Source organism: Terrirubrum flagellatum (assembly GCF_022059845.1).
Taxonomy (GTDB): Bacteria; Pseudomonadota; Alphaproteobacteria; order Rhizobiales; family Beijerinckiaceae; genus Terrirubrum; species Terrirubrum flagellatum.
Window position 1 is genome coordinate 3,466,702 of sequence record NZ_CP091851.1, and the last position, 25,797, is coordinate 3,492,498.

General features: G+C 62.7%; 24 protein-coding genes. 12 read left to right on the forward strand and 12 right to left on the reverse strand.

Translation table 11 applies throughout. From position 1 onward, the window contains the following. Position 1: 1 nt before the first annotated feature. Together L8F45_RS16675 and L8F45_RS16680 are read right to left on the reverse strand one after the other, a co-directional pair. The gene (locus L8F45_RS16675; protein ID WP_342358996.1) at positions 2 to 769 is read right to left on the reverse strand and encodes an ABC transporter ATP-binding protein; all 768 of its coding nucleotides are present in this window, start codon (positions 767 to 769) and stop codon (positions 2 to 4) included. A gap of 31 nt (positions 770 to 800) precedes the next feature. Then, the gene (locus tag L8F45_RS16680) at positions 801 to 1,823 is read right to left on the reverse strand and encodes an ABC transporter substrate-binding protein (protein ID WP_342358997.1); all 1,023 of its coding nucleotides are present in this window, start codon (positions 1,821 to 1,823) and stop codon (positions 801 to 803) included. A gap of 138 nt (positions 1,824 to 1,961) precedes the next feature. Here L8F45_RS16680 and L8F45_RS16685 point away from each other — a divergent pair, with 138 nt between their 5' ends. Then, the gene (locus L8F45_RS16685) at positions 1,962 to 2,918 is read left to right on the forward strand and encodes a LysR family transcriptional regulator (RefSeq protein WP_342358998.1); all 957 of its coding nucleotides are present in this window, start codon (positions 1,962 to 1,964) and stop codon (positions 2,916 to 2,918) included. A gap of 74 nt (positions 2,919 to 2,992) precedes the next feature. Beyond that, positions 2,993 to 3,454 (forward strand): RidA family protein, encoded by a 462-nt coding sequence (locus tag L8F45_RS16690; protein WP_342358999.1) that lies wholly within the window; start codon positions 2,993 to 2,995, stop codon positions 3,452 to 3,454. A 6-nt stretch (positions 3,455 to 3,460) separates the two neighbouring features. On the opposite strand, the gene L8F45_RS16695 is transcribed toward L8F45_RS16690, so the two are convergent. The 6 genes from L8F45_RS16695 to L8F45_RS16720 form a co-directional block, all read right to left on the reverse strand. Continuing rightward, positions 3,461 to 4,429, reverse strand: coding sequence for an ABC transporter ATP-binding protein (locus tag L8F45_RS16695; RefSeq protein ID WP_342359000.1), 969 nt, complete (start codon positions 4,427 to 4,429; stop codon positions 3,461 to 3,463). Further along, a complete protein-coding gene (locus tag L8F45_RS16700; protein WP_342359001.1) occupies positions 4,426 to 5,415 on the reverse strand; it encodes an ABC transporter ATP-binding protein in 990 nt (329 codons plus the stop codon). The genes L8F45_RS16695 and L8F45_RS16700 overlap by 4 nt, the downstream gene beginning before the upstream one ends. A gap of 2 nt (positions 5,416 to 5,417) precedes the next feature. Next, on the reverse strand, positions 5,418 to 6,293 hold the full coding sequence (locus L8F45_RS16705) for an ABC transporter permease (protein WP_342359002.1): 876 nt from the start codon (positions 6,291 to 6,293) through the stop codon (positions 5,418 to 5,420). A 3-nt stretch (positions 6,294 to 6,296) separates the two neighbouring features. Continuing rightward, positions 6,297 to 7,238, reverse strand: coding sequence for an ABC transporter permease (locus L8F45_RS16710; protein WP_342359003.1), 942 nt, complete (start codon positions 7,236 to 7,238; stop codon positions 6,297 to 6,299). Between the two features lie 82 nt (positions 7,239 to 7,320). Then, the gene (locus L8F45_RS16715) at positions 7,321 to 8,925 is read right to left on the reverse strand and encodes an ABC transporter substrate-binding protein (RefSeq protein ID WP_342359004.1); all 1,605 of its coding nucleotides are present in this window, start codon (positions 8,923 to 8,925) and stop codon (positions 7,321 to 7,323) included. A gap of 101 nt (positions 8,926 to 9,026) precedes the next feature. Continuing rightward, positions 9,027 to 10,493 carry a M81 family metallopeptidase gene (locus L8F45_RS16720; RefSeq protein WP_342359005.1) on the reverse strand — a complete coding sequence of 489 codons (1,467 nt, stop codon included), beginning with the start codon at positions 10,491 to 10,493 and terminating at the stop codon, positions 9,027 to 9,029. On the opposite strand from L8F45_RS16720, the gene L8F45_RS16725 reads away from it, so the two are divergent. Continuing rightward, positions 10,492 to 11,109: a hypothetical protein gene (locus tag L8F45_RS16725; protein ID WP_342359006.1), complete on the forward strand. Its 618-nt coding sequence runs from the start codon at positions 10,492 to 10,494 to the stop codon at positions 11,107 to 11,109. The genes L8F45_RS16720 and L8F45_RS16725 overlap by 2 nt on opposite strands. Here the strand turns inward: L8F45_RS16725 and L8F45_RS16730 are convergent. Continuing rightward, on the reverse strand, positions 11,058 to 12,302 hold the full coding sequence (locus L8F45_RS16730; protein WP_342359007.1) for an NAD(P)/FAD-dependent oxidoreductase: 1,245 nt from the start codon (positions 12,300 to 12,302) through the stop codon (positions 11,058 to 11,060). The genes L8F45_RS16725 and L8F45_RS16730 overlap by 52 nt on opposite strands. 131 nt (positions 12,303 to 12,433) lie before the next feature. Here L8F45_RS16730 and L8F45_RS16735 point away from each other — a divergent pair, with 131 nt between their 5' ends. Further along, on the forward strand, positions 12,434 to 13,819 hold the full coding sequence (locus L8F45_RS16735) for an FAD-binding oxidoreductase (RefSeq protein ID WP_342359008.1): 1,386 nt from the start codon (positions 12,434 to 12,436) through the stop codon (positions 13,817 to 13,819). 386 nt (positions 13,820 to 14,205) lie between these two features. Here the strand turns inward: L8F45_RS16735 and araD are convergent, their stop codons facing one another. Beyond that, positions 14,206 to 15,945, reverse strand: a complete 1,740-nt coding sequence (araD, locus tag L8F45_RS16740) for an L-arabinonate dehydratase (protein WP_342359009.1) — start codon at positions 15,943 to 15,945, stop codon at positions 14,206 to 14,208. A gap of 172 nt (positions 15,946 to 16,117) precedes the next feature. On the opposite strand from araD, the gene L8F45_RS16745 reads away from it, so the two are divergent. Genes L8F45_RS16745 through iolB form a run of 4 tightly spaced genes read left to right on the forward strand, consistent with a single transcriptional unit; the run spans position 16,118 to position 21,700 of the window. After that, on the forward strand, positions 16,118 to 18,025 hold the full coding sequence (locus L8F45_RS16745; protein WP_342359010.1) for a bifunctional 5-dehydro-2-deoxygluconokinase/5-dehydro-2-deoxyphosphogluconate aldolase: 1,908 nt from the start codon (positions 16,118 to 16,120) through the stop codon (positions 18,023 to 18,025). Between the two features lie 29 nt (positions 18,026 to 18,054). Further along, the gene (gene iolD, locus L8F45_RS16750) at positions 18,055 to 19,902 is read left to right on the forward strand and encodes a 3D-(3,5/4)-trihydroxycyclohexane-1,2-dione acylhydrolase (decyclizing) (RefSeq protein WP_342359011.1); all 1,848 of its coding nucleotides are present in this window, start codon (positions 18,055 to 18,057) and stop codon (positions 19,900 to 19,902) included. 57 nt (positions 19,903 to 19,959) lie between these two features. Continuing rightward, a complete protein-coding gene (gene iolE, locus L8F45_RS16755) occupies positions 19,960 to 20,862 on the forward strand; it encodes a myo-inosose-2 dehydratase (protein ID WP_342359012.1) in 903 nt (300 codons plus the stop codon). A gap of 7 nt (positions 20,863 to 20,869) precedes the next feature. Further along, positions 20,870 to 21,700 (forward strand): 5-deoxy-glucuronate isomerase, encoded by an 831-nt coding sequence (iolB, locus tag L8F45_RS16760; protein ID WP_342359013.1) that lies wholly within the window; start codon positions 20,870 to 20,872, stop codon positions 21,698 to 21,700. Positions 21,701 to 21,704: 4 nt separating this feature from the next. On the opposite strand, the gene L8F45_RS16765 is transcribed toward iolB, so the two are convergent. After that, positions 21,705 to 22,217 carry a YcgN family cysteine cluster protein gene (locus L8F45_RS16765; RefSeq protein ID WP_342359014.1) on the reverse strand — a complete coding sequence of 171 codons (513 nt, stop codon included), beginning with the start codon at positions 22,215 to 22,217 and terminating at the stop codon, positions 21,705 to 21,707. Positions 22,218 to 22,264: 47 nt separating this feature from the next. Further along, on the reverse strand, positions 22,265 to 22,615 hold the full coding sequence (locus tag L8F45_RS16770) for a hypothetical protein (RefSeq protein ID WP_342359015.1): 351 nt from the start codon (positions 22,613 to 22,615) through the stop codon (positions 22,265 to 22,267). Between the two features lie 291 nt (positions 22,616 to 22,906). Between L8F45_RS16770 and L8F45_RS16775 the strand changes: the two genes are divergently transcribed. The 4 genes from L8F45_RS16775 to L8F45_RS16790 all read left to right on the forward strand — a co-directional run bounded on the left by L8F45_RS16775 (position 22,907) and on the right by L8F45_RS16790 (position 25,723). After that, positions 22,907 to 23,140: a DUF2798 domain-containing protein gene (locus L8F45_RS16775; RefSeq protein WP_342359016.1), complete on the forward strand. Its 234-nt coding sequence runs from the start codon at positions 22,907 to 22,909 to the stop codon at positions 23,138 to 23,140. 134 nt (positions 23,141 to 23,274) lie between these two features. Next, the gene (gene dcm, locus L8F45_RS16780; protein ID WP_342359017.1) at positions 23,275 to 24,522 is read left to right on the forward strand and encodes a DNA (cytosine-5-)-methyltransferase; all 1,248 of its coding nucleotides are present in this window, start codon (positions 23,275 to 23,277) and stop codon (positions 24,520 to 24,522) included. A 2-nt stretch (positions 24,523 to 24,524) separates the two neighbouring features. Beyond that, positions 24,525 to 24,980: a very short patch repair endonuclease gene (locus tag L8F45_RS16785; RefSeq protein WP_342359018.1), complete on the forward strand. Its 456-nt coding sequence runs from the start codon at positions 24,525 to 24,527 to the stop codon at positions 24,978 to 24,980. Further along, the gene (locus L8F45_RS16790) at positions 24,980 to 25,723 is read left to right on the forward strand and encodes a hypothetical protein (protein ID WP_342359019.1); all 744 of its coding nucleotides are present in this window, start codon (positions 24,980 to 24,982) and stop codon (positions 25,721 to 25,723) included. The genes L8F45_RS16785 and L8F45_RS16790 overlap by 1 nt, the downstream gene beginning before the upstream one ends. The last annotated feature ends 74 nt before the right edge of the window (positions 25,724 to 25,797 follow it).

Genomic DNA, 25,797 nt, shown 5'->3' on the forward strand with positions numbered 1-25,797 from the left:
CTCAGGCCTCCAGAGCGCGGCGCAAACGGGCCGCCATTTGGACGAATTCCGGCGTTTCGCGGATGGCGAGCGTCCGGTCGCGCGGGAGATCAATGGCGACCTGCTCGCGGACGCGGCCGGGATTGGCCGCGAGCACCAGCACGGACTCGCCGAGGAACACAGACTCATAGACAGAATGAGTCACGAACAGGATCGTCGTGCGCGTCTCCTGCCAGATGCGGCGTAATTCCTCGTTAAGCCGGTCGCGCGTAATTTCATCGAGTGCGCCGAACGGCTCGTCCATCAGCAGCATGCGCGGGCCGGACACGAGGGCGCGCGCGATCGAAACGCGCTGACGCATGCCGCCCGACAATTCATGGGGATAGGAGTTCTCCCATCCTTCCAGTCCGACGAGTTTCAGAAGTTCGCGCGGCGTCGGCGCGTTCTTCGGCGCCTGCTTGGCGCCGCCGCCGACTTCGAGCGGCAATTCGACATTCTCAATCGCCGTGCGCCATGGCAGCAGCGCCGCATCCTGGAACACGAAACCCAGCGCGCGATCGCGCCTCGCCTCCTCCGGCGACTGGCCGAGCACAGCCATGCTGCCGCCCGAGGGCGACACGAGATCGGCGACGACGCGCAGCAAGGTCGACTTGCCACAGCCGGAGGGGCCCAGCAGCGCCAGGAATCCGCCGCGAGTCACCGAGAAGGAGACGTTTTCGAGCGCCGTCACCGTGCGGCGCTCGGTGACGAAGCGCACGGTGACATTACGGCATTCGACAGCGTTCGACATCGCGTGCATCGCGCTGGCCCGCTTTGTTCGCTCAGCCGATCTTCGGCCGGCCAGCTTCGGTCATCTTGAGGATGTCGAGCGTCATCACCTCGTCGACCTTCGGCGTGCGTTTGGTGAACTGCTTGAGCTGATCGTGCAGATCGATCTGCTCCTGCCAGATTGCGCGATCCATCGTGCCCCAGCCATTCGCCCTGGTCGCGGCGCCGAACGAATATTTGAGCTGGGTTTCAGCCGCCTCCAGCTCGTCTTCCTTCTTGAGATTGGGGAATTCCTTCACGAGAAAATCGACCGCCTTCTCGCGATTGTTATAGGCGTATTCCCAGCCTTTCGCGGTCGCGCGCACGAATTTCGCCAGCACGTCGGCCTTGGTCTGGATGGTCTGATTGGTCGCGTAGTAGGGCAGCGCATAGAGCTTCACGCCGGTATCCCAGAGACGCATGTCGACTCGCTGGTCGCCCAGAACCCTCAGCGCCGACGTGTTCGTCTGCCAGCCGGTGAAGCAGTCGACCTGCCCCGTCATGAGCGGCGTCATGTCTGCGCCCGACGTCACGATCGTGACCTGGCTCTCGGGAATGTTGTTCTTGGCGAGCAGCGCGCGCAGCAGAATGACGCCCGTCGCCTGGATGCCGACCTTCTTGCCGATGAGATCCTTGGGCTCGCGGATCGGGTTTTTCTTCAACGAGAAGAAAGCGTAGGGGTGCTCGGCGCAACCCACCGCAAAGCACTTGATCGGCAGATCCTGCGACGCCGCAAGCATCAGGGACGGGCTCGACGAAACCTGGCCAATCTCGAACTTGCCAGAGGCGACGATCGCGACGCCATCGATGCTGGGGCCGCCGGGCTGAATCCGCAGTTCGACGCCTTCAGCATCGTAGTAGCCCATCGCCTTGGCGCAGATTTCGCCAAGCTGATTGCCCGAGAACAGCCAGCCAAGCTGGAGATTGACCACAGGCTTGCCCTGCGCGTTGACGCCCACACTCGCCAAGGGGCCGGCGGCGGCGGCAGCGGTGCCTGCTGCACCAAGCTTCAAGACATCACGACGATCGAATGGCATGTCGAATCCTCCTCTTGACCCGGCCGGTCAACGCTCCCCCGTCGACTCAAATATCCTGTCACGTCCCGCGCTCTCGAAAAGAATAGATTTTCGCCTTTGGCGATGCCAGAATTAGAGCACTGCACAGGAAATGCCCCGATGCATGCCGCGGTTTTGCGCTATTTCCTACAAGTTGCGCGCGACGGGTCGATACGGGGCGCGGCCGAGCGGCTGAACGTCGCCTCGTCCGCCGTGAACCGGCAGATCCTCCGGCTGGAGGACGAATTGGGCGTGACGCTTTTCGAGCGGGTGCGCAACGGCGTGCGCCTGACCGACGCCGGCCAGATATTGCTCGTCCATATCAGGCAGACCTTCGCCGATTTCGATCGCGCGAAGGCCGAGATCGCCAATATCAGCGGCGGGCTGACCGGCCATGTGCGCATCGTGTGCCTGGAATCGCTGGCGGTGCGCTTCATGCCTGAGGTGGTGGGCGAGCTCGCGGCTGCGCATCCTGGCCTGACGTTGTCGGTGATCGTCGTCGATCCCAATCAGGGCCCCGAGGAACTGCGCGCCGGGCGCGCGGATTTCGGCATCCTGTTCGTCGACCGTCGCCATCGCGACATCGATGTGCGCGAAAGCTTCATCACGGCGATCGGCGCGGTGATGCGGCCGGATCATCCGCTGGCGCGGCGCAAATTGCTGACGCTGACGGATTGCGCCGACTATCCTGTCCTGACGCTACATGATCGCTGGCTGATCGACGCGATCATGGCGACGGAATTCGCGCGATCCGGCGCGACCTTCAATGCGCGCATCATCTCGAATTCGATCGACCTGATGCGGCAAATGATTCTTGCCGGGCTCGGCATCGGCTTTTTCACGCCTATCGGCTTTCTCGAAGAGATCGCGCGCAAGGAGCTCGCGCATGTGCCGCTGGCCGAGCCTTGGCTGACGGACAGCGAAGTCGGCATTCTGACGCCGCGCGGCAAGCAACTCTCGGCGCAAGCGCGCGTGGCGCTCGAATTCGTGCAAGGCAAACTGCGCAAGCTGGGCGGCCGGCTGCCGCCCGCGGTGATCGTCGGGCGCGTTCGGCGCATTACGCGCCAGAAGAAATAACCACACCGAGCTTTTGCGAACTTGCAGGCGCGAAGCCTGGACTGTTCAATGACGCATCAATCTGGAGATCAGCAATGACGCCCGAAGAAAAACTCGCGGAGATGGGTCTGTCGCTTTCGGACCCGATGGTTCCCGTCGCCAATTATGTGCGCTTCAAGCGCGTTGGCGATCTCGCTTATCTCTCGGGCGAAGGACCTCGCCGCCCGGATGGCAGCCATATCACCGGCAAAGTCGGCGCGACGGTGACAGCGAAAGAGGCCTATGAGCACGCGAAGATCACCGGGCTTGGGCTGCTCGCTTCAGCGAAAGCGGCCGCCGGCGGCGATCTCGGCAAGGTGGAATTTCTCAAGCTGCTCGGCATGGTCAATGCGACGCCAGATTTCGAGGATCATCCTTTCGTGATCAATGGCTGTTCGGATTTGCTTGTCGCGGTGCTGGGTGATCGCGGGCGCCATGCGCGCTCGGCGGTCGGCATGGGATCGCTGCCGAAGCAGATCACCGTCGAGATCGAGGCGATTATCCGCATCCATCCCTGACGGCGATCAGCCGCGGAAATGGCAAGCGACGCTGCGCGCGTCGCCGACATCGCGCAACAGCGGCGTCTCGAGCTTGCATTTTTCCTTCGCGATTGGGCAGCGCGTATGAAAGGCGCAGCCCGATGGCGGATTGAGCGGACTCGGCACGTCGCCTTCGAGGACGAAGCTGCGGCCGCGCCGCTTTGGATCAGGCATCGGAGCAGCGGCCAATAACGCCTCCGTGTAAGGATGCAGCGGCGTCGAAAACAGCGCTTCGGTTTCGGCGACTTCGACAATCTTGCCGAGATACATCACGGCGACGCGATGGCCGATATGCTCGACCACGCCGAGATCGTGCGAGATGAAGAGATAGGCGAGACCGAGGCTGTCCTGCAGCTCGAGCAGGAGGTTCAGAACCTGCGCCTGCACGGACACGTCAAGCGCCGAAACGGGCTCGTCGGCGACAATCAGATCGGGCGACACCGACAGCGCACGCGCAATGCCGAGCCGCTGCCGTTGGCCGCCCGAAAATTCAAATGGCAACTTGCGCATGGCGTCGGGCCGCAGGCCGACGCGTTCGAAGAGACTTGCGATGCGCGCATCACGTTCACCGCGCGGCAATGTTTCATAATTCTCCAGCGGCTCGGCGACGATTTCGCCAGCGGTCAGACGCGGATTGAGCGACGCATAAGGATCCTGAAAGACCATCTGCACGCGCCGGCGATGCGCGCGCAATTGGGATGGCGACAGCGAGGCGATATCAGCGCCATCGACCATGATCCGCCCGTCGGTCGGCGCCATGAGCCGCAAGATTAGGCGCCCGACCGTCGATTTCCCGCATCCGGATTCGCCGACAAGGCATAGCGTCTCGCCGCGCGCGATGGTGAAGGACACGCCATCGACCGCCTTCACATGGGCGACCGCGCGACGCAGCAATCCGCGCTCGACGGGAAAATGCTTCTTCAATCCCTGAACATCGAGAATCGCCGCCGTCATGCCGCGACAAGCTCCGCGCGATGACAGGCGACGATATGCTTTGATTCCAACGCTCGCAGTTCCGGCGCTTCGGCCCGGCAACGGTCGATCGCCATCGGGCAGCGCGGCGCGAAGGCGCAGCCGACAATGGGTTCACGAAGAGAGGGAACGATGCCGGCGATCTCGTTCAATCGTCCTCGCCTCTTGCCCTTGTGCATGCGCGGCAGCGACGCCATCAGCCCGCGGGTGTAGGGGTGCAGCGGCCGCTCGAACAAATCCTCGACCAGCGCCTCCTCGACCTTGCGGCCGGCATAGACGACGACGACCCGATCGCAGGTTTCAGCGACGACGCCGAGGTCATGGGTGATGAGCACGACCGCCGTTCCCGTCCGCGACTGAAGATCGCGAATGAGCTTGAGAATCTGCGCCTGGATGGTGACGTCGAGCGCTGTTGTCGGCTCATCCGCAATCAGCAAACGCGGGCCGCAGGCCAGCGCCATGGCGATCATCGCACGCTGGCGCATGCCGCCGGAGAACTGGTGGGGATAATCGCGCACGCGTCGTTCGGGATCGGGAATGCGGACCAGGCGCAGCATCTCGACTGCGCGCGCTTCAGCCTCCTTCGCGCCAAGACCTTCATGGATGCGCACCGCTTCCGCGATCTGCTCGCCGATCGTGAACACCGGATTGAGCGAGGTCATCGGCTCCTGAAAAATCATCGCGATACTGTTGCCGCGAATGGCGCGCATCTCGGCTTCGCCGAGATTGACGAGATTGCGCCCCTCGAAAAGCACTTCGCCGCCGACGATCCGGCCGACCTTGTCGGGCAAAAGCCGCAGCACCGACAGGGCCGTGACGCTTTTGCCGCAACCGGATTCACCGACCACGGCGAGCGTCTCGCCAGCGCCGACATCAAATGACACGCCATCGACGGCGCGCGTCACGCCATCCGCATTGAAGAAATGCGTGCGCAGATCACGAATGGAAAGAAGCGGAGACTGCGTCATCGTCACATCCGGCGCGCCAGCCGGGGATCGAGATGGTCGCGCAAACCATCGCCAACGAGATTGATCGCAAGCACTACCAGCGCCAGCGCAGCGCCGGGATAAAGAATGGTCCATGGCGCGCGGCTGAGGAAATTGCGCGATTGCGCGATCATATTGCCCCAGCTTGGAATATCAGGCGGCGTGCCGGCGCCGAGGAACGACAAGGCGGACTCAACCAAAATCGCCGAAGCCGCGATGTAGGTCGCCTGCACAATCAGCGGCGCGATCGTGTTCGGCAGGATGTGCCGAATCAGAATCTTCGGCGTGCGCGTGCCGCCGGCGACAGCCGCATCGACATAGGCGCGTTCACGCACCGAGAGCACGACCGAGCGCACCAGCCGCACCACGCGCGGAATCTCGGGGATTGCGATGGCGACGACGACTGTCGTCACGCTGGCGCGCACCAACGAAACCAGCGCGATGGCCAGCAGAATCGCGGGAATGGCCATCAGCCCGTCCATCACTCGCATCAGAATCGTATCGGCGATGCGGAAATATCCGGCGACAAGCCCGAGCAGTAGTCCGACGCCGACCGACGCGATGGCGACGGAAAGGCCGACCGCAAGCGACACGCGCGAGCCATAGATCGTCCTGGCATAAACGTCGCGCCCGAGGTGATCGGTGCCGAAGAGAAGGTCAGACGATGGCGCCTGCAGGCGACGGGCCGGCGACGTGACCATGGGATCGCCCGCCAGCAACGGCGCGAAAAGCGCAATCGCGAGCATGACGAGTAGAGTCGCGACGCCGATCACAAGCGTCGGATTGCGGCGTGTGAAACGCCACGCGCTCTGAAGACGACGCGAGGGGGAGGGAGCGGTAGCGACCGCGACATCGCTCATGCGTCAATACCGGATGCGCGGGTCGAGCAGCGTGTAAGCAAGATCGACCAGGAGATTGATGGCGACATAGACGCCGGCGAAAACGAGGATCACACCCTGAATAATCGGGTAATCACGCTTTGAAATCGCATCGACGGTGAGCCGCCCGATGCCGGGAATATTGAACACGGTCTCGGTGATGACGACGCCCGAGATGAGCAGCGCAACGCCAATGCCGATGATGGTCACGATGGGAACCGCGGCGTTCTTCAGCGCGTGCTTCATCAGCATCACCGGCTGGCTCACGCCCTTGGCGCGCGCGGTGCGCATATAATCTTCCGCCAGCACGTCGAGCATGCTGGCGCGCGTGATGCGCGCGATCAGCGCGACATAGGCGAGGCCGAGCGCGATCGAAGGCAGGATGAGATGGCGCAGCCATTCCCACAAGCCGTCTGCGATCGGCTTGTAGCCCTGCACGGGCAGCCAGCGCAGATTGATCGAGAAGATATAGACGAGCACATATCCCACGACGAAGACCGGCGCGGAGAAGCCGAGCACCGCGAAGCCCATTACGAGCCGATCGAATGCCGATCCGGCGCGCGCGGCCGAGAATACGCCGGCGACGATTGCGAGCGACACTGCGACCAGCATGGTCATCACCGCAAGCGAGATCGTCGGCTCCATGCGCTGAAGAATCAGCGTCGCGACCGGCGTGTTCGAAAAGATCGAGATCCCGAGATCGCCCTGCAGGATGCGCCATCCCCAGCGGCCGAACTGGACCGCAAGCGCATCCTCAAGGCCGAGAAGCTTCCTGATCTGCGCGATCTGCGCTTCCGTCGCATTGTCGCCGGCGATGATCGCGGCGGGATCGCCCGGCGCGAGATGAAGCAGCATGAAGACGAACAACCCGACGATCGCGAGCACGATCGCCGTCGATAATAGGCGGCGAACGATATAGGCGATCATGAATGGCCCGCGCTCCCGCGGGCCATCCGTCTCGCGTCAGAGCGCGCAGCTTTTCCGTATCTTCGGCGCGCCCTGCCGGCCGTCACGCGGTCTTCTCGACGTTCCAGAACGGCACGAGCTCGGGCATGCCGATCATGCCCTTGAGATTGCGCAACGCAGAGGGCTGGAACCACTGGCCGTAATAAATGTGCGGCACGAAATTCCACGCATTCTCCTGCATCTCGCGCGCGATCGCCTTGCGCTCGTCATCGGTCGCGGCGGCCGCCCATTTGTCGCGCAGCACTTCATGCTTCTCGTCGGAGGGCCAGCCGAACCATCCCTTCTCGCCGGTCGCCGCATGACCGACAAGACCGATGGGATTGCCGAAGGCGTTCACCGACGCAGAGGTGAAGAACACATTCCAGCCGCCCTGATCCGGCGGCGTCTTCACGGCGCGACGCGTCACCACTCCGCCCCAGTCCGAGGCCTGCAGCGAAACGTTGAAGCCCGCTTCCTTCATCCATTGCGCAATCAACGTCGCGGCGTTGTTCATATAGGCGACGTTCGTCGCCTGCAGGACGACGACCGGCCGGCCGTCATAGCCCGACTCCTTCAGGAGCTGGCGCGCCTTGGCGAAGTTCTGACCGCCCTTGAACCATTCGGTGTTGGCGTCGTTCTCCATCGGCGTGCCGCAACCGAAGAGCGAACCGCAACCGCGGAAGAATTTTGGATTGCCGAAGGTCGCCTTCATCACGTCCGAGGGATGCACGGTGTAGAGCATCGCCTGCCGCGCCTTCACATTGTTGAACGGCGGATAGAGAAAGTTGAGGCGAGCCCAACCCATGTTGCCCTGCTTGTTCAGCACTTCCTGGGTGATGGCGGAATCACCTTCGAGCTGGTCAAGCAGATCAACGTTCGGATATTCGATGAAGTCGATCTCTCCGGCCTTGATGGCGGCGATCGCTGTCGCCTCGTCGGCGATGTTCTCATAGACGACGCGATCGACCTTCACGACCTTGCCGCCGGCGGAATAGGAGGCCGGTTCGGAACGCGGATTGTAGTTCGGATTCTTGTCGTAGACATAGCGCTGGCCCTGCACCATCGCGCCCTGATTGAAGATGAAGGGGCCGGAACCAATGATCGTCTGAACCTGCTGATTGGGATCGGTCTGCGCTTCCTTCTCGCGCATGACGAACAGCACGTTCGTGCCGGTCTTCGCCATGTTGTCGAGAACGAGACCGTAGGGCTCCTTCAGCACGATCTGGAAAGTCTTGTCGTCTTTCACGGGCGTGTCGGCGACGCGCGCGAACATGTGCTGCGCCGCGCCGTCGCGCGCCGCCCAGCGGCGGATCGAGGCGACGCAGTCGCGCGCCGTGACCGCCGTTCCGTCAGAGAATTTCAGCCCGTCGCGCAGTTCAAAGGTGTAGGTCTTGCGATCATCCGACAGGCCATGCTTGCCGACCATCTGCGGCTGCGGCTGATATTTGCTGTCTACGCCGAACAGCGTGTCGTAAACCATGTGCGCGTGGTACGAGGTGATATTCGCGGTCGTCCACACGGGATCGAACACGCGCAGGTCGCCATGCATCACGCCGCGAATCGTGCGCGAGACAGGCGGCGTGGTCTGCGCGCGACCAATGGCGGGCGCTCCCGCGATTGCGCCGGCGGCGATCGCGCCTTGCGTGAATCTGCGACGAGACGTGGTCATGGCGATCCTCCTCCATGAGAGCCGACGAAGCGGCGTCTCACCCCGCGCCAGTTACGCATGGGGAAGGCGCGTCGGGCAAGCGCCAAGAAGAGGCGTTGATGTCAAATCAGCAGGCGCCCTTCCGGCAATGGATCGAGCGGCCAGAGTGGGCGATTGACGCGCGTATAGGGATGCCGGTTCGGATCCTGCGGACAACAGCCGCCGGTCTCACCGCGCAGGATCAGCCTGGCGTATTTTCCGAAGCCGCCGGCGAAGTGCTGCGCGGATTTCAGCATCAGCAGGCGATAGGCGCCGGGATCGAGACCGAGATGCGTGAACAGCTCGTCGCCGAGCGCCTGCGTCCGCTTGGAGATGAGGATCACGTCGACGCCATCGAGTCTGACGCAGGCGGTGTCGCCGAGCGGAACTTTCGCAGCGCCGAAATGCTGCCAGGTGTCTTCACACAACGCGATCACCTCTGCCTGAGCGTCGACGGGATCGCCCGAACCGGCTGACGCCTTGCCGCCGATGCGCAGCGGAATCTTCGCGCCAACGCCGGCCGCGAAGCAGAACTGCACCGAGACGGGGTCCCACATCGGCGCGATCGCGACGTTGGTCACGCCCTTTTCCCGCAGTGCGCGCAGCGAGAAGGTGTTGTCTGACGTGGCGCCGCCGCCGGCGTTGTCGGACGGCTCGGCGATGATCGCGGTCCCTGCGTTGAGCGAGAGCGCCTGCTGCAGCGCATCGTCGAATTCCAGCGTCGGCGGACACCACTGGCCGCGCTTCGCCACAAGTTCATCAGCAAGCTCTTTCGCCAGACGATCGCCGTCCGCCTTGCGCCCGTCGGTATAGACGAGGACGCGACTCCCCATTTCCGGAACGTCTGCGTGGCTGAAGCCGTGACCGATCGAGACGGAGAGGATGCCGTTCTTGCCCTCCATCGCCTTGATGCGATCGACGAAGGAGCGCATCGGCTCCGTCGTCGTCGGATAGAAGTCATACATGCGCGGATCATAAAGCGAGACGACCGGCTTGATCTGTCCGCGCAGCGTCCGCAGCACGATATCGACCACCTCCTCGCCCCGTTCGAGGAAATCGACGTGCGGATACTCCTTGAAGAGCACGCCGACCGTCTGCAGCCGCACGCGCTTCTCGGTCAGGTGGCAATGCGGATCATATTCGCAGCCGATGATCACGTCAGGGCCGACGATGGCGCGAATGCGCTCCAGCATGTCGCCTTCGACATCGTCATAACCTTCGGCCGCCATGGCCCCGTGAAAACCCATGAGCACGCTGTCGACAGGCATCGCCGCCTTGAGTTCCGCAAGAATGCGGTCGCGCATCATCTCGTAGTCGCGGCGCACCACCGAACCCGAGGGCTCCGCCCAGAAGCAGGAGCCCTCGATCAACGTGAAGCCCTCCTCCTTCGCGCGCCGGCGGGCGACATAGAGGGGCGCGGTGCATAGCCGGGGCTCGTCCGGATGTTCGCCGGGACCTGCGGCGAAAGAGTCCCGGAAATTGGAATAACCGGTCGGGATGGGAGAGAAAGTATTGGTCTCAGTCGCGATCGACGCAGCAAAAAGGCGCATGGCTCTCTCAATGGCCGGGACGTCGATCGAAATGATGCACGCCGGCGCCCCTCTGGGAAGCGGCGCGCCGGCATGGCTCGTGCGCCTTTACACGGCGTTAACCAAATCGGGATCATGGTTAACCAATCCTTCACAAGGCCGCCGACTCGCCATGCCGTCCTCGAACCGCCCAATCCGCGCCCGCTCGGACATGGCCGAGGACATGGCGAACGACTTGCGCGAACTGCGACGCCTCAAGGAGCTGCAGGCGCGGATCTTCGACGAATTGCGCCGCCGTGAGGATGAGCAGGAGATTCAGCGGCGCGAAAGCGAAATGGCCTCGCTGCTGCAGCTTTCTCGGATGCTGCTTGGCCTCGTCGAACAGACCCGGCGCGAGCGCGACGCGCTGGCGGCTGAACTCGCGGAGCGTCGCGAAACGCCGCGGCTGGATGACATCATCGAACGCCTGGCGGATGCGCTGCACGCGCGAAACTCCGGCCAGCTCGAGGAGGAGCCGCCGGCCCCCTCCCGGTCCTATTCGCGACGCGGGCCAATGCGGGTCGACCGCCGCGCGCTCGGCGGCGGCTATGCGCCGGCGGCTGCGCCCGATCGCATGGCGTGGGCCTTGAGGTCGTAATTCTCGTCCGCCGCCTGATCGCGGCTCAAGGGCGTTCCGGCGAGGAAGCGCCGCGCCGCCATGTGATCCCCCGGTTTGTTGACGGATTCGACCACCTTCACCTGTCCCGCCTGGACGCCGAACACTGAAAAGCGGCCTGAAGCCGGATCGCCGCGCGTGACATAATCATCGATATCGAAGCCGAGACCGGCGATCTGGAGCTTATAGTCGGCCTGATCGCTCCAGAACCAGGGCGTCGCCACGTAAGGCGCCGGCGATCCCGCCAGCCGCCGCGCCACGCATTTCGCCTGATCGACGGCGTTCTGCACGGCCTCCAGCCGCACGCGGCGCCCGGAATGCACATCAGGAAAAGACGCGTTGTCGCCGATGGCGGAGATATTGGCATCGCTGGTGACGAGATGATCGTCGACGGCGACGCCGTTCTCGATCGCAAGGCCCGCTTCGCGCCCCAGCGCATCTTCGGCAAGCACGCCGACGCCAACGACGACGAGATCAGCGGGAACGTCTTCGCCATTCGCAAGCCGAACGCCCGCGACTTCGCCATCGACGCCGTAGAGCGCTTCGATCCCGACGTTGAGTCTCAGCGTCGCGCCAAGCGCGCGATGTTTCTCTGCAAACGCCTCTGACATGATCGGCGACACAGCGCGGCCCATCACGCGCGGCGCAATGTCGATCACAACAGGCGCATGGCCGAACGACGCTGCAACCGCGGCGAATTCAAGCCCGATGAAACCCGCGCCGACGACGGCGACTTTCTTCGCCTGCTCAATCCGCGTTCTCAGGAAAGCCGCATCGTCGATCGTGCGCAGCACCGCGACGCCGTCGAGATCGGCGCCCGGCGCATTGAAAGGCCGCGCCCGCGCGCCGGTGGCGAGAATCAGGTGATCGTAGGACAGCGTCTCGCCATTCGAGAGCGAGAGCGCGCGGCCGCCGCGATCGATCGCCTCGACGCGCAGGCCAAGCCTGAGTTCGATGCGTTGCTTCGGGAAGAATTCATCGCCGCGCAGCACGAGGCTTTCGGCCGTCGCCTCGCCCTTCATGAACGCCTTCGAGAGCGGCGGCCTCTGGTAAGGCTTGTGCGTCTGGGCGTCGATCAGAACGACCCGCCCGTCAAAGCCGGCCTCGCGCAGGGACGCGGCCGCCTGCACGCCCCCATGGCCGGCGCCGACGATGACGATCTTCTCCAGAGGCAAGGGCGGGTCTCCCGATTTGCATTTGCGCGGGCGGGCCCCCTTGGCTATCGGTCGCCGCCCCATTGGGGCGACGGTTGCGGCGCGTCCGCTGCGATGTCAACGCCGGCGCTGCCGGATGCGGGAAGCGCGATATGCCCGATGTAGATACGGATCTCCTTGCGAAGCTCGCCGCGATCGTCGGCGACGCCGGCGTGATCACCGACGCCGACGCCAAGGCGCCGTATCTGGAGGATGCTCGTAAACGCACGCGCGCCGAAGCTCTCTGCATCGTGCGGCCGCGGACCACGCGCGAAGTCTCCGAGATCGTGAAGCTCTGCGCCCGCGAACTGGCGCCGCTGGTGCCCCAGAGCGGCAACACCGGCCTTGCCTATGGCGGCTTGCCGCTAAGCCTGAAGGGCGCCGTCGTGATGTCGCTCGCGCGTATGAACGCCATCCGCAATCTCCAACCGCTCGCCATGACCATGGAGGTCGAGGCCGGCGTCCCCCTGCGCACGGCGAAGGACGCGGCTGAGGCGGCGAACCGCTTCCTGCCGGTCACGATCGGCTCGGAAGGCACGGCGCAGATCGGCGGCGTCATCTCCACCAACGCGGGCGGCATCAATGTCGTGCGCTACGGCATGGCGCGCAATTCCGTGCTCGGCCTCGAGGTCGTGCTGGCCGATGGAACCATCGTCAACGGCCTGCGTCCCCTGCGCAAGGACAATGCGGGCTATGACTGGAAGCAGCTCTTCATCGGCACGGAAGGCACGCTCGGCGTCGTGACGGCTGCGGTGATGAAGCTGTCGCCGCTGCCGACAAAATCCGCGACCGCGTTCGTCGTGCTCGACAGCGTCGACAAGGCGCTGGAGTTGCTGTCGCTCGCGCAAGATCGCATCGGCGACTCGCTCGGCGCCTTCGAGATGATGCCGCGCCTCTGCTACGAGCTCGTCGAGAAGCATTTCGGACAGAAGCCGCCGACAGCGCTCTCGAACTGGCATGTGCTGATGGAGGCCGGCAGCATGCTGAACGGCCTCGAAGAAGCGATTGAAGAACTGCTCGCCGATGCGCTGGAGCGCGGGATCGCGACCGACGCCGTGATTTCGCAGAACACGCAGCAGGCGGCGCAGATGTGGCTGGCGCGCGAGCGCATGGCCAATCTCGGCAATCGCGAAGGCCGCATGGTCAATCACGATATTTCCGTGCCGATCGAACGCATGGCTGACTTCGTCAGGGCCGCAGACATCGCGACCGAAGCGGAATTCCCTGATGTGCGCCATCTCAGCTTCGGTCATCTCGGCGATGGCAATCTGCACTACAATATCCTGCTTGGGCCGGAGCCGAAGACGGAAACCGTCAACGCCTGCGTGCATCGCGTCGTCACCGAATTCGGCGGCAGCATCTCAGCCGAGCATGGCATCGGGCGTTATCGCAAGCACGAATTGCCGCTTAACAAGAGCGCGGAGGAGCTTGCGCTGATGCGGCGGATGAAGGCGATGCTCGATCCGGACGGCGTGCTCAATCCCGGCGCGGTGGTTTAGCGCCAGTCTATTTGGCGCAGGCGACGCTCCCGTCTCTTCTTGCTTTCGGGAAGAGAGGAGCGCGCCTGCGGCGCACGTTTTTCCTTGGGCCCCGGACTTCGTTCCACTCGCTTCGCTCGCTCCACGAATCCGGGGACGGAGAGAGCATAATGTTCAAAAATTGAAGCTGTCGCCGTCCCCGGAACGGTGAAGTGAGGCGATAAGCCGAACGGAACCGTGTCCGGGGCCCAGCGCAAGACTCGCGAGCGAAGCGAGCGTCAGTCAGAAAGCGCCACGGGCGCTTATAGTGTAGATTTTTTCTGAGCCCTGCATTTCATTCTAGTCGCTTACGCTTGCTTCACAACTCCGGAGACGACAGTTGCGCTCCGGAGTCGCAAGCGGATCTCTCAAAAAATCACCGGCTCATCGACCGGCTTACCGAACTTCGTTTCGAGGAAATCGAAATCGCAGCCTTCGTCGGCCTGCTTGATGTGCTTGGTGAACATGTAGCCATAGCCGCGCTCATAGCGCGGCGGCGGCGGCGTCCATGCGGCGCGACGGCGCGCCAGTTCCTCGTCGGACACGTCGAGATTGATCGTGCGCGCGGCGACGTCGAGCGAGATCATGTCGCCATTCTTCACCAGCGCCAGCGGCCCGCCGATCCAGGACTCGGGCGCAACATGCAGGATGCAGGCGCCGTAACTCGTGCCACTCATGCGTGAATCCGACAGACGCACCATGTCGCGGATGCCCATCTTCAGGAGCTTCTTCGGGATCGGCAACATGCCCCATTCCGGCATGCCGGGACCGCCCTGCGGACCCGCATTGCGCAGGATCAGCACATGATCAGGCGTGACGTCGAGATCGTCGCGATCCACCGCCTTTTTCATCGAGGGATAATCGTCAAACACGATGGCCGGGCCGGTGTGTTTGAGGAAGCGCGGGTCGCAGGCGCTCGGTTTGATCACGCATCCATCCGGTGCCAGATTGCCCTTCAGCACCGCGAGCGCGCCTTCGGCATAAATGGGATTGTCGAGCGTGCGGATCACGTCGTCGTTGAACACCTCGGCGCCCTTGATGTTCTCGCCGAGCGTCTTTCCCGTGACGGTGATCGCGTCGAGATGCAGGCGATCCGAGATGCGATTGAGCATCGCCGGAAGCCCGCCGGCATAGAAGAAATCCTCCATCAGGAATTTGTCGCCGCTCGGCCTGACATTGGCGATGACGGGAACGAGATGGCTCGCCTTCTCGAAATCATCGAGCGTGATGTCGACGCCGGCGCGGCGCGCCTGCGCGATGACGTGGATGATGGCGTTGGTCGAGCAGCCCATCGCCATGGCGACGATGATCGCGTTCTCGAATGCTTTTCGGGTCTGGATCTTCGCGGGAGTCAGATCTTCCCACACCATTTCGACGGCGCGCCGGCCGCAGGCGGAGGCCATGCGAACATGGCTGGAATCCGCGGCGGGGATTGAGGACGCGCCAGGCAGCGTCATGCCCAGCGCTTCGGCGATCGCGGTCATGGTGCTTGCGGTCCCCATCGTCATGCACACGCCGTAGGAGCGCGCGATGCCGGACTCGACCTCGAACCAGTCCTTCTCGGTGATCGTTCCGGCGCGGCGCTCGTCCCAATATTTCCAGCCGTCGGACCCCGAGCCCAAAGTCTTGCCATGCCAGTTGCCACGCAGCATGGGGCCGGCAGGCATGTAGATCGCCGGCAGGCCCATGCTGGTCGCGCCCATCAGCAGCGCCGGCGTCGTCTTGTCGCAGCCGCCCATCAGAACGACGCCATCGACCGGATGGCAGCGCAGCAATTCCTCGGCGTCCATCGCCAGCAGGTTGCGATAAAGCATCGAGGTCGGCTTGGTGTAGCTCTCGGATAGCGAGAGCGCCGGCAACTCCATGGGAAATCCGCCGGCCTGCAGGACGCCGCGCTTCACGTCATCGACGCGGGTCTTGAAATGCATGTGGCAGGGCTGCGCCTCCGACCAGGTGTTCAGGATCGCGATAACAGGTTTGCCGGCCCAATCCTCCGGTCCGAAACCCATCTGCATCGCGCGCGAACGATGGCCGAACGAGCGGAGATCATCGGGAGCGAACCAGCGCGCGCTGCGGAGGTCTTCGGGCTTCTTGCGTCGGTCGGTCACGGGAGCTGTCCGGTCTTTTTGCGCTGCACAACGCGCTGTTTGCGCTGGCAAATTCGGACGTCGGGGTGGATATGTCCAGCCTGTTCCACCGCGCCGCGCAGTGGACAGCCATGCGCGGCAGAAGATATGCCGGCAAATCTTTCATCCGTCCTGAACCTCGCCAGCCGAACCCATGACGTTCTCGCCCACCGCCCTCGACGTGATCTGCATCGGCCGCTCCTCGGTCGATCTCTATGGCCAGCAGATCGGCGGGCGGCTTGAGGACGTGGCGACGTTCTCGAAAGCGGTCGGCGGCTGCCCCGCCAACATCTCGATCGGCGCGGCGCGGCTTGGGCTGAGATCGGCCGTCATCACGCGCGTCGGCGACGAGCAGATGGGCCGCTACATCATCGAGCAGCTCGGGCGCGAAGGCGTCGAGACGCGCGGCGTGACAATCGACAAGGAGCGGCTCACCGCGCTGGTGCTGCTCGGCGTGCGCGACGACCACAGCTTCCCGCACATCTTCTATCGCAGCGACTGCGCCGACATGGCGCTGTGCGAAGACGACATCGAGGAAGACTTCATCGCCTCCTCGGCCGCGGTGCTCGTCACCGGCACGCATTTCTCGAAGCCAAACCCCGAAGCCGCGCAGAAGAAGGCGATCCGGCTCGCGAAGGCGCATGGCCGCAAGGTGCTCTTCGACATCGATTATCGCCCCAACCTCTGGGGGCTTGCTGGCCACGCCGCCGGCGAAGAGCGCTATCGCGCCTCGCAGATCGTCACCGGAAAACTGCAGACCGTGCTGCCGTTCTGCGACGTGATCGTCGGCACGGAAGAGGAACTGCATATCGCCGGCGGCTCGGAAAACACGCTGGAGACGCTGCGAAAAATCCGCGCGCTGGCGCCCAAGGCGCTCATCGTGGCGAAGCGCGGCCCCATGGGCTGCGTCTGTTTTCCCGGCGACATTCCCGCTTCTCTCGAAGACGGCGTGAAGGGCCCCGGCTATCCCGTCGACGTGCTCAACACGCTCGGCGCCGGCGACGGCTTCATGGGCGGCTTCCTGCGCGGTTATCTCCGAGACGAGCCGCTGGAAAAGACGTGCGCCTTCGCCAACGCCGGCGGCGCCTTCGCGGTGTCGCGCCTGCTCTGTTCGGCTGAATATCCGACGCAGCCGGAAATGGCGCATTTTCTCGCCCATGGCGCATCGAGCCGTCGCCTGCGCGAGGATGTGGCGCTGACACATATCCATCGCGCCACGACGCGGCGGCCGCGCTCGTCCGACGAACTCATGGCGCTCGCGATCGACCATCGCTCGCAGATGGAGGCGATGGCCGACGACGCCGGCGCTTCTTACGACCGCATCGCAGCCTTCAAGCTTCTCGCGCTAGACGCCTGCCTCAAAGTTGCGAACGGACGCACGGGCTTCGGCATGCTGCTCGACGAAAAATACGGACGGCAGGCGCTCTACAAGGCCGCGGGCCATGATCTCTGGATCGGGCGCCCGGTGGAGCTTCCGGGCTCGCGGCCGCTCGATTTCGAGTATGGCGGCTCGCTCGGCGCGCGCATGATCGAATGGCCAGTCACGCAGACGATCAAATGCCTGTGCTTTTATCATCCCGACGACGGCGATGATCTCAAGGTCGTGCAGGAGCGCGAACTGCTGCGTCTCGCCGACGCCGCAGCGCGCGTCGGCCGCGAACTGCTGGTCGAGATCATCTGCGGCAAGCATGGCGAAATGAAAGACGACACGGTCGCCCACGTCATGGCGCGCCTCTACGCCATCGGCGTGAAGCCGGACTGGTGGAAGCTCGAACCTTTGAGGACGACCGCCGCCTGGAAAGCCGTCGAGACCGAAATCGCGGTCAATGATCCGCTCTGTCGCGGCGTCGTCATGCTTGGCCTCGATGCTCCTGAGAACGAAATCATCGATGCGTTCAGAGCGGCGCGCTCAAGCGCTCGCGTGAAAGGTTTCGCTGTCGGCCGCACCATCTTCGCCGATCCGTTCAAGACGTGGCTGCGCGGCGCGATGAACGATATGCAGGCTGTCGATGAGATGGCCGCGCGCTTCGGCCGCCTCTGCGAAGCGTGGGCGCGCGCGTAAGGTAATTCAGAAAGAAGCGGGGAAACGCGATGACGACAGTCCGGCTGACCATGGCGCAGGCGCTGGTGCGCTACCTCGCCGCGCAGAAGACGGAGATCGCGGGCAAGACGGTTCCGGTCTTCCATGGCGTGTTCGCGATCTTCGGCCATGGCAATGTCGCGGGCCTCGGCGAAGCGCTGCACAGCGCGCGCGATGCGCTGCCGACGTTCCGCGCGCACAACGAGCAAGCGATGGCGCACGCCGCGATCGCTTTCGCGAAAGCGTCGCGGCGCCGACGCATGATGGCCTGCACCACGTCGATCGGGCCCGGCGCGACCAACATGGTCACGGCGGCCGCAGTCGCGCATGTCAATCGTCTGCCGCTCCTCCTCCTCCCCGGCGACGTGTTCGCCAACCGGCGCCCCGATCCAGTGCTGCAACAGATCGAGGATTTCGAGGATGGCACCATTTCAGCCAACGACTGTTTCAAGCCGGTCTCGCGCTATTTCGACCGCATCACGCGGCCCGAACAGATTCTGACGGCGCTGCCGCGCGCCATGTCTGTGCTCACCGATCCCGCGCAATGCGGTCCCGTCACGCTGGCGCTCTGCCAGGACGTGCAGGCGGAAGCGTTCGATTATCCCGAGAGCTTCTTCAACGAGCGCGTCTGGCGCGCGCGGCGCGCATTGCCTGACGCGGACGAATTCGCGGCGGCGGCGGAAGCGATCCAGGAGGCAAAACGGCCTTTCATCATCGCCGGCGGAGGCGTGCTCTATTCCGAAGCCGAACAGGCGCTCGCATCTTTTGCAGCCCAGCGCGGCATTCCCGTCGGCGAAACACAGGCCGGCAAGAGTTCGCTGCCGCGCGATAATGCGATGAATATGGGCTCCGTCGGCGTCACCGGCACGAGCGCGGCGAACGCCTGCGCCGAAGAAGCCGATGTCGTCATCGCGATCGGCACGCGGTTGCAGGATTTCACCACGGGATCCTGGGCTCTTTTCAAGGATCCCACCCGCCGCATCGTGTCGATCAACACGCAGCCTTTCGACGCGGGCAAGCATCGCGCCCTGCCCGTGATCGGCGACGCGCGGGCGACGATCAACGCGCTCCAGCGCGCGCTCGGCGACACCAAGGCGCCGTCCGACTGGACTGAGAAGGCGACGCGCGAACGCGCGACATGGCTTGAAACGTCAGCGAGCTATCTCGCCGCGACAAACTCCGAAGAACCGTCCGACGCGCAAGTGATCGGCGCGGTGATGCGCACGAGCGAGCCGCGCGACGTCGTGCTTTGCGCCGCAGGCGGACTTCCCGGCGAGTTGCACAAGCATTGGCAGGCCGGCGCCGCCGGCGGCTATCACATGGAATATGGCTATTCCTGTATGGGCTATGAGATCGCAGGCGGTCTCGGCGCGAAAATGGCCGATCCCGCCCGCGAAGTGATCGTGATGGTGGGCGACGGCTCCTATCTCATGATGAATTCCGAGATCGCGACATCGGTGATGCTCGGGCAGAAGCTCATCATCGTCGTGCTCGACAACAGAGGCTTCGGCTGCATCAACCGGCTGCAGCGCGGCACGGGCGGCGCGAGCTTCAACAATCTGCTGCGCGATACGCGCCACGAGACGCTTCCCGACATCGATTTTGCGGCGCATGCGGCCAGCCTCGGCGCGATCGCCGAAAAGGTCAGCGGCGTCGCCGATCTCGAGACGGCGCTACGCAAGGCGCGCGCGTCGGCGCGCACGCATGTCATCGTGATCGACACCGATCCGCTTGCCTCGACCGACGCCGGCGGGCATTGGTGGGATGTCGCAGTGCCCGAGGTTTCCGTGCGCGGCGAAGTGAAGGCCGCGCGCGCCGCTTACGAAACGTCGCTCGAAAAGCAGCGGCTCGGTGATTGAGCTTGGCGTTTGAAATTCGCGACTGATTTGGCGCCCGACATCTGGAGTTAGAACGATATGGTCATTCGCATCGGCGCCAATCCCATCGCCTGGTCGAACGATGACGACCAGACCGTTGGCGGCGACACGCCGCTGGAGGTCTGCCTGCTGGAGGCGCAGGAGGCCGGCTTTGTCGGCATGGAGCTCGGCCATAAATTTCCGCGCGCGCCGGCCGACCTGAAAGCCGCGCTCGAGCCTTTCAAGATGGCTTGCATCGGCGGCTGGCATTCGGTCGAACTTCTGCTGCGCGACGCGAAGACGGAGTTCGAGGAATCGGCTGCGCATCGCAAGCTTCTGAAAGCGATGGGCACGACGGTGTTCATCGTTGCGGAGACCTCGAACGCGATCCACGGCAAGCGTGAGATCCCCTTGTCGCAGCGGCCGCATCTGCCGAACGCGGAATGGACTGTCTATGGCGCGCGCATGACCGAATTCGCGGAGCGGCTGCGCGACGAAGGCTTCCAGCTCGTCTATCACTATCACATGGGCACCATCGTGCAGTCGCGCGAGGACATCGCGCGCTTCGTCGATGCGACGGGCGATTCCGTGCATTTCGTGCTCGACACCGGCCACGCCACATGGGGCGGCAGCGATCCCGCCGAGATCGCGCGCAGCTATCGCTCGCGCATCAGCCATGTTCATACCAAGGACGTGCGCGAAAGCGTCATGCGCGAAGCGATCGCGAAGGACTGGAGCTTCCTTCACTCCATCCTCGGCGATGGCGCCAATCTCGGCGTCTACACAGTCCCCGGCGACGGCATGGTCGATTTCGCCGCAGTGTTCCGCGAGCTGAAAGGCTATGAAGGCTGGGTTGTCGTCGAAGCCGAACAGGACCCGAAGAAGGCGCCGGCGCTGCCCTATGCGAAAAAAGGCGTCGCGCATCTGAAACAGGTTTTCGCCGAAACCGGCTTGTCCGCGTGAGGCCGGCATGAGCGGAAAGCTTCTCGTCAAGCCATCAGCGCCGGACGCGCAGGGCCGCATCCACGCGATCACGCCGGAGAGCGCCGGCTGGTCCTATGTCGGCTTCGCCGTGCATCTCATGAAGCCGCGGCAGACTCTCTCCTTCAGCGCCGGCGAAAGCGAACTGTGCTTCGTGCTGGTGGCGGGCGTCGCGAAGATGAGCGTCGACGGCAAGGATTTCGGCCAGCTTGGCCAACGCATGTCGCCGTTCGATGGGCCGCCCTGGGCGCTCTATGCGCCGAAGGGATCAAACATTGTCATTGAAGCGACGAGCGATGTGGAACTCGCCGTCTGTTCCTCTCCCGGCGGCGGCGATTTCAAACCGCGCGTGATCGCGCCGACGCCGGAGGCGCAGCTCACGCGCGGAACCGGCACGAACACGCGCTATCCCTACAACATCCTGCCAGAGGACGAACCGGCGCATTCGCTGCTTGTCGTCGAGGTCATCACGCCCGGCGGCAACTGGTCGAGCTATCCCCCGCACAAGCATGACCGCGACGCCTGGCCCGACGAGACCTATCTCGAAGAGACCTATTATCACCGCCTCAACAGACCGCGCGGTTTTGCGCTCCAGCGCATCTACACCGACGACGGCTCGATCGACGAAACGCTCGCGGCGTCGGACCGCGACGTCGTGCTGGCGCCGAAGGGCTATCATCCTGTCGGCGCGCCGCACGGATACGATCTTTATTATCTCAACGTCATGGCGGGGCCGAAGCGCGCATGGAAATTCCATGTGCATCCTGACTTTCGCTGGATCGCGGGCATGACGAGCGAGCCCGCGGCAACGAAGACCTAAAGTTTCAGCGCGCGCCCTTCGGCGTCATCTTCGGCCAGCGCTTGATGCGCTCATGCCAGCGATTGATGTTGAGGTCGTCCTCGCTGCAATGGACGCGGCCGCGCACCGAAATTCCGGCGTCATGCACGCTATCGGGATCGCCTGATTTGAGCGGATGCCAGTCGTAGAGGTCCTTGCCTTCGGCGACGAGGCGATAGCCGCAGGTCGGCGGCAGCCAGGTCAGTGTGCGAACTTCATGCGGCGTCAGCGTCACGCAATCGGGCACGCGCTTCGCGCGCCTGGGATAATCCGTGCAGCGACAGGTTTTTCCATCCAGAAGCCGGCAGGCGATGTCGGTGTGATGGATTTTGCCCGTGTCCTCGTCCTCGAGCTTGACGAGGCAGCAGCGCGCGCAGCCGTCGCAAAGCGACTCCCACTCCGCCTCCGTCATGTCCTCAAGCGCCTTCGTCCGCCAGAACGGACGAGGCTTTGACGTCCGGCGGGAGACGGACGATCGGCGGGCGGCTTGGCGCGGCATGCGCCTTGCCTAGCCGATCCCTCCGGCAGAGAACAGCAGGCGAAGATTTATTTCGGCGGCAGGATCGCAAGCGGCGTCGCATAGGGCTCGACGCGCAGCGAATTGTTGAACAGCAGGCCGATCTTGTGGAGCGGCGCCTGCTGCAACGAGCCGTCGGCGCCTTTGCGCACCGCGTACTGCCACACGCCGAGCTCGCCCTTCTCTTTCAGCGCGGCGGCGATGTGTTCGGCGTCGAGCGAGCCGGCGGGAACGATCTCGCCGTCCTGCACGCCGATAATGATCTCATCCTTCACGGTCACGACCTTGAACAGCTTTACGGCCGCGGTCTGGGCCTGGGCGGCGCCGACCATCGCTGCGGCGATCACAACGGGAAGGATCATTTTCGAGAGCGAGAGCATGCGAACCTCGGGAGCGGGAAGCGCGCCTTCCCTGCCGTTTCGAGGGGCGGCGTGAAGTGCTCCAGCGCACAATCGCCCGCCGAGATCGGCGCCGCGCCAGATCACGCCGCATTTTGATTGAATCAATCAAATGCGGGAACGTGATCGATTCCAGAAGTCTGGAGCATGGCTCTTGCAGAGCGAACGCTTGCGTTCGTCTCGGAAAAACCGGTTCCCACTTTTTCGCGCCATGCTCCAAGGGTTGCATTCCGCGCGAACCCGGGCGACATCGCCGGCGCTGGGGATGGGTCGATGGACGGCAAGGCGCGCTATATTTTTCCGGTGCTGATGGGCGGCATGATGGCCTTCATGATGACGGCGATCGTGACGGCCGTGAATTTCGGCGGCGTGCCGCCTGACTTCGTCGGGCGCTGGATGCGCGCCTTCATTATCGCCTGGCCCTGCGCCGCCGTGGCCGCCTTCATCGCCGCGCCCTTCGCGAGGCTCTGGACGGCGAAGATCGTGGCGCGGATCGAGAGCAAGTAGACTGCGCTTTGCCCGTAGGCCTGTGACACACTTCTTCGAAAAGATGCATCTTGACGGAACATACAGAGAACATTAACGACAATCTGGGACGAATCAGCGACAGTCTGTCCAGATTCAGTCCCAGCGAGGCCCCCATGAGCCGCCCCCAATCAGCCTTGGAATTTGAACGCGCGAGGACGACCTGCGGGATGTCGGTGGCCGAGGCAGCCGCCTATCTTGGTCTCTGTGAGAGGACTATTCAACGCTACGAAAGCGGGGAAACCCGCGCATCACCTGTTGCTATCAAATGGCTTCAGGAGCATGCAGCCCAGCTCGCTGCCCTCCATTCGAAAAGCGCCGAATTCACGTTCATTGATTTGTTCGCCGGGATAGGCGGTCTTCGGAAAGGCTTTGAGCACATTGGCGGCAAGTGCATTTTCACTTGCGAATGGGATCAATACAGCCGGAAAACATACAAGGAAAATTATTCGGTTGATCACGAATTTGGCGGCGATATTCGCGAGTTCGCTGCGCAACCAGAGCGCATTCCAAAGCATGATGTTCTTTTGGCCGGGTTTCCTTGCCAGCCATTCTCGATCGCCGGCGTCTCAAAGAAGAATGCCCTCGGCCGCCCGCACGGCTTTCTCTGCGATACGCAGGGCACCCTGTTTTTTGATCTCGCTCAAATCATCGCGCATCATAAACCTGCAGCGTTCCTGCTTGAAAACGTAAAAAATCTTGAACGGCACGATCAGGGCAAAACCTTTGCAACAATCATGCACGTTCTCCGCAAGGAGCTGGGCTATGAAGTCCATACTCGTGTGATCGGTTCAGAGCCGTGGGTGCCGCAGAAGCGCGAGCGTATTTTCATCGTCGGCTTTCTAAGGGAGAGCCGTTTCGATTTTGACGCTCTCTCCGTTCCCGAGGGCAAACGCCCCATGCTGGGCAAGATTCTCGACCCGCATAATGAAGTTGATCCCAAATATACGCTGACCGCGCATTTGTGGGGTTATTTGCAGGACTACAAAAAAAAGCACGAAGCCAAGGGGAATGGATTCGGTTACAGTGTTTTTGGACCAAAAGATGTTACCCGCACCTTGTCCGCACGCTACTACAAGGACGGCTCCGAGGTTCTGATCGCCCAACCACGAAAAAGGCCGCGCCGCCTGACTCCTCGCGAGTGCGCCCGTTTGATGGGCTTTGACGGGCCGAACGAAAATAACTTTAAAATTCCTGTTTCGGATACCCAAGCGTACAAGCAGTTTGGCAACGCCGTCGTCGTTCCGGTCGTGAAGGCCGTTGCGGAACTGATGAAGCCTCACATTCGCTCAGCTCTCGGGGAAGTCGGAACGAATAGCGATGTTGATCAAAGCCTTCTTGATATCAGGAGCCACGCGGCCTGATCATGGCGGACGTCGTCACACCTGATGTCAGAAGCCGGATGATGGCTGGCATCAAAGGCAAGAATACAAAGCCGGAACTGATTATCAGGCGCGGACTTCACGCCAAGGGATTCAGGTTTCGGTTGCATGATCGAAAGCTGCCAGGGAAGCCAGATCTTGTCTTCCCGAAACACTGCGCCGTCATTTTTGTTCACGGGTGTTTCTGGCACGGGCACGATTGCCACTTATTCAAATGGCCGAAGACCAGAGAAGACTTTTGGCGAGCGAAGATCACGCGGAATCGCCAAGTTGACTTCAATGCCTCCCAAGCGCTGCGGAAAGCAGGCTGGCGGGAATGCACGGTTTGGGAATGCGCGCTTAAAGGCCGCCGCCAGCAACCTGTAGAAGCGACTATCCGCGAATGCTGCACATGGCTGCAGTCAAAAGTGGAAAATCTTGACATACGAGGATTGTGCTAATGGGATTTCTTTCTTTGGCTCACATGGAGGCTTACCTTTCAAAGAGTTTGACGAGTCTAAACCAAAACAAACTAAACGGGCTTCGCGCGGAAATTGATTTTCGCACACTTATTGCGAAGCTCGGATTTGAAAGAAGAGTGTCGGCAGGCGGGTGGCTGCTGAGAAATACTCGCGGCAATTTTGGCCATCATATCGTAGCCGTCTTTCCACATGTTATCGAGCCCAACAGAGATTATTCTGGCACTCCGACGACATCAAACATTCCCACCAACCTTCATACCATTTGCGCCACATTTAATCAGTTGGGGATCAAAAGCTATTATGCACACCCGATTATCGATAGCGCCGGCGCTATCGAATGGAAGTTCGTTAGGCTCGGAGTTCCCCACATAGACTCGTTCGTCAGCGCCACTGACCTGATTGCGGGTTTCCACAAACGCCCTCGTCATTACAATTTCTTGCGATATCAAACAGACGCTTCGCAGATTGACCGTGTTCATCTTCCCGACGAATTCTCGAAGGAAAATTTGCGGATATTTCTAAGTTCGCTAATCATGTGCGAGATCGTGGACATTGATGGCATTATTTGGGGAGAGCGGCATACCTATCCGATTGAAATAAAGGAAAAGACGGCGGCACCCGATCCGAATATGGGAGAATTTTTTGGGCTTGATGTCGGCCCATTCGTAAAACTAGCTTTCTATGCTGCAAAAAAAGAAATCTTCACTCCTTGTTTGTCGTGAGAGAAATCATCGATACAACGAGCAGAACGCTCAAGAAATGGCACTATATTACGTTTGATACGTTGGCGCAGTTC

What these genes read in the sequence shown, in the direction of transcription:
- L8F45_RS16675 (WP_342358996.1), bottom strand. Translation starts at nt 769, where the DNA reads ATGTCGAACGCTGTCGAATGCCGTAATGTCACCGTGCGCTTCGTCACC.
- L8F45_RS16680 (WP_342358997.1), bottom strand. Translation starts at nt 1,823, where the DNA reads ATGCCATTCGATCGTCGTGATGTCTTGAAGCTTGGTGCAGCAGGCACC.
- L8F45_RS16685 (WP_342358998.1), top strand. Translation starts at nt 1,962, where the DNA reads ATGCATGCCGCGGTTTTGCGCTATTTCCTACAAGTTGCGCGCGACGGG.
- L8F45_RS16690 (WP_342358999.1), top strand. Translation starts at nt 2,993, where the DNA reads ATGACGCCCGAAGAAAAACTCGCGGAGATGGGTCTGTCGCTTTCGGAC.
- L8F45_RS16695 (WP_342359000.1), bottom strand. Translation starts at nt 4,429, where the DNA reads ATGACGGCGGCGATTCTCGATGTTCAGGGATTGAAGAAGCATTTTCCC.
- L8F45_RS16700 (WP_342359001.1), bottom strand. Translation starts at nt 5,415, where the DNA reads ATGACGCAGTCTCCGCTTCTTTCCATTCGTGATCTGCGCACGCATTTC.
- L8F45_RS16705 (WP_342359002.1), bottom strand. Translation starts at nt 6,293, where the DNA reads ATGAGCGATGTCGCGGTCGCTACCGCTCCCTCCCCCTCGCGTCGTCTT.
- L8F45_RS16710 (WP_342359003.1), bottom strand. Translation starts at nt 7,238, where the DNA reads ATGATCGCCTATATCGTTCGCCGCCTATTATCGACGGCGATCGTGCTC.
- L8F45_RS16715 (WP_342359004.1), bottom strand. Translation starts at nt 8,925, where the DNA reads ATGACCACGTCTCGTCGCAGATTCACGCAAGGCGCGATCGCCGCCGGC.
- L8F45_RS16725 (WP_342359006.1), top strand. Translation starts at nt 10,492, where the DNA reads ATGGCTCTCTCAATGGCCGGGACGTCGATCGAAATGATGCACGCCGGC.
- L8F45_RS16720 (WP_342359005.1), bottom strand. Translation starts at nt 10,493, where the DNA reads ATGCGCCTTTTTGCTGCGTCGATCGCGACTGAGACCAATACTTTCTCT.
- L8F45_RS16735 (WP_342359008.1), top strand. Translation starts at nt 12,434, where the DNA reads ATGCCCGATGTAGATACGGATCTCCTTGCGAAGCTCGCCGCGATCGTC.
- L8F45_RS16745 (WP_342359010.1), top strand. Translation starts at nt 16,118, where the DNA reads ATGACGTTCTCGCCCACCGCCCTCGACGTGATCTGCATCGGCCGCTCC.
- iolD (WP_342359011.1), top strand. Translation starts at nt 18,055, where the DNA reads ATGACGACAGTCCGGCTGACCATGGCGCAGGCGCTGGTGCGCTACCTC.
- iolE (WP_342359012.1), top strand. Translation starts at nt 19,960, where the DNA reads ATGGTCATTCGCATCGGCGCCAATCCCATCGCCTGGTCGAACGATGAC.
- iolB (WP_342359013.1), top strand. Translation starts at nt 20,870, where the DNA reads ATGAGCGGAAAGCTTCTCGTCAAGCCATCAGCGCCGGACGCGCAGGGC.
- L8F45_RS16765 (WP_342359014.1), bottom strand. Translation starts at nt 22,217, where the DNA reads ATGCCGCGCCAAGCCGCCCGCCGATCGTCCGTCTCCCGCCGGACGTCA.
- L8F45_RS16770 (WP_342359015.1), bottom strand. Translation starts at nt 22,615, where the DNA reads ATGCTCTCGCTCTCGAAAATGATCCTTCCCGTTGTGATCGCCGCAGCG.
- L8F45_RS16775 (WP_342359016.1), top strand. Translation starts at nt 22,907, where the DNA reads ATGGACGGCAAGGCGCGCTATATTTTTCCGGTGCTGATGGGCGGCATG.
- dcm (WP_342359017.1), top strand. Translation starts at nt 23,275, where the DNA reads ATGAGCCGCCCCCAATCAGCCTTGGAATTTGAACGCGCGAGGACGACC.
- L8F45_RS16785 (WP_342359018.1), top strand. Translation starts at nt 24,525, where the DNA reads ATGGCGGACGTCGTCACACCTGATGTCAGAAGCCGGATGATGGCTGGC.
- L8F45_RS16790 (WP_342359019.1), top strand. Translation starts at nt 24,980, where the DNA reads ATGGGATTTCTTTCTTTGGCTCACATGGAGGCTTACCTTTCAAAGAGT.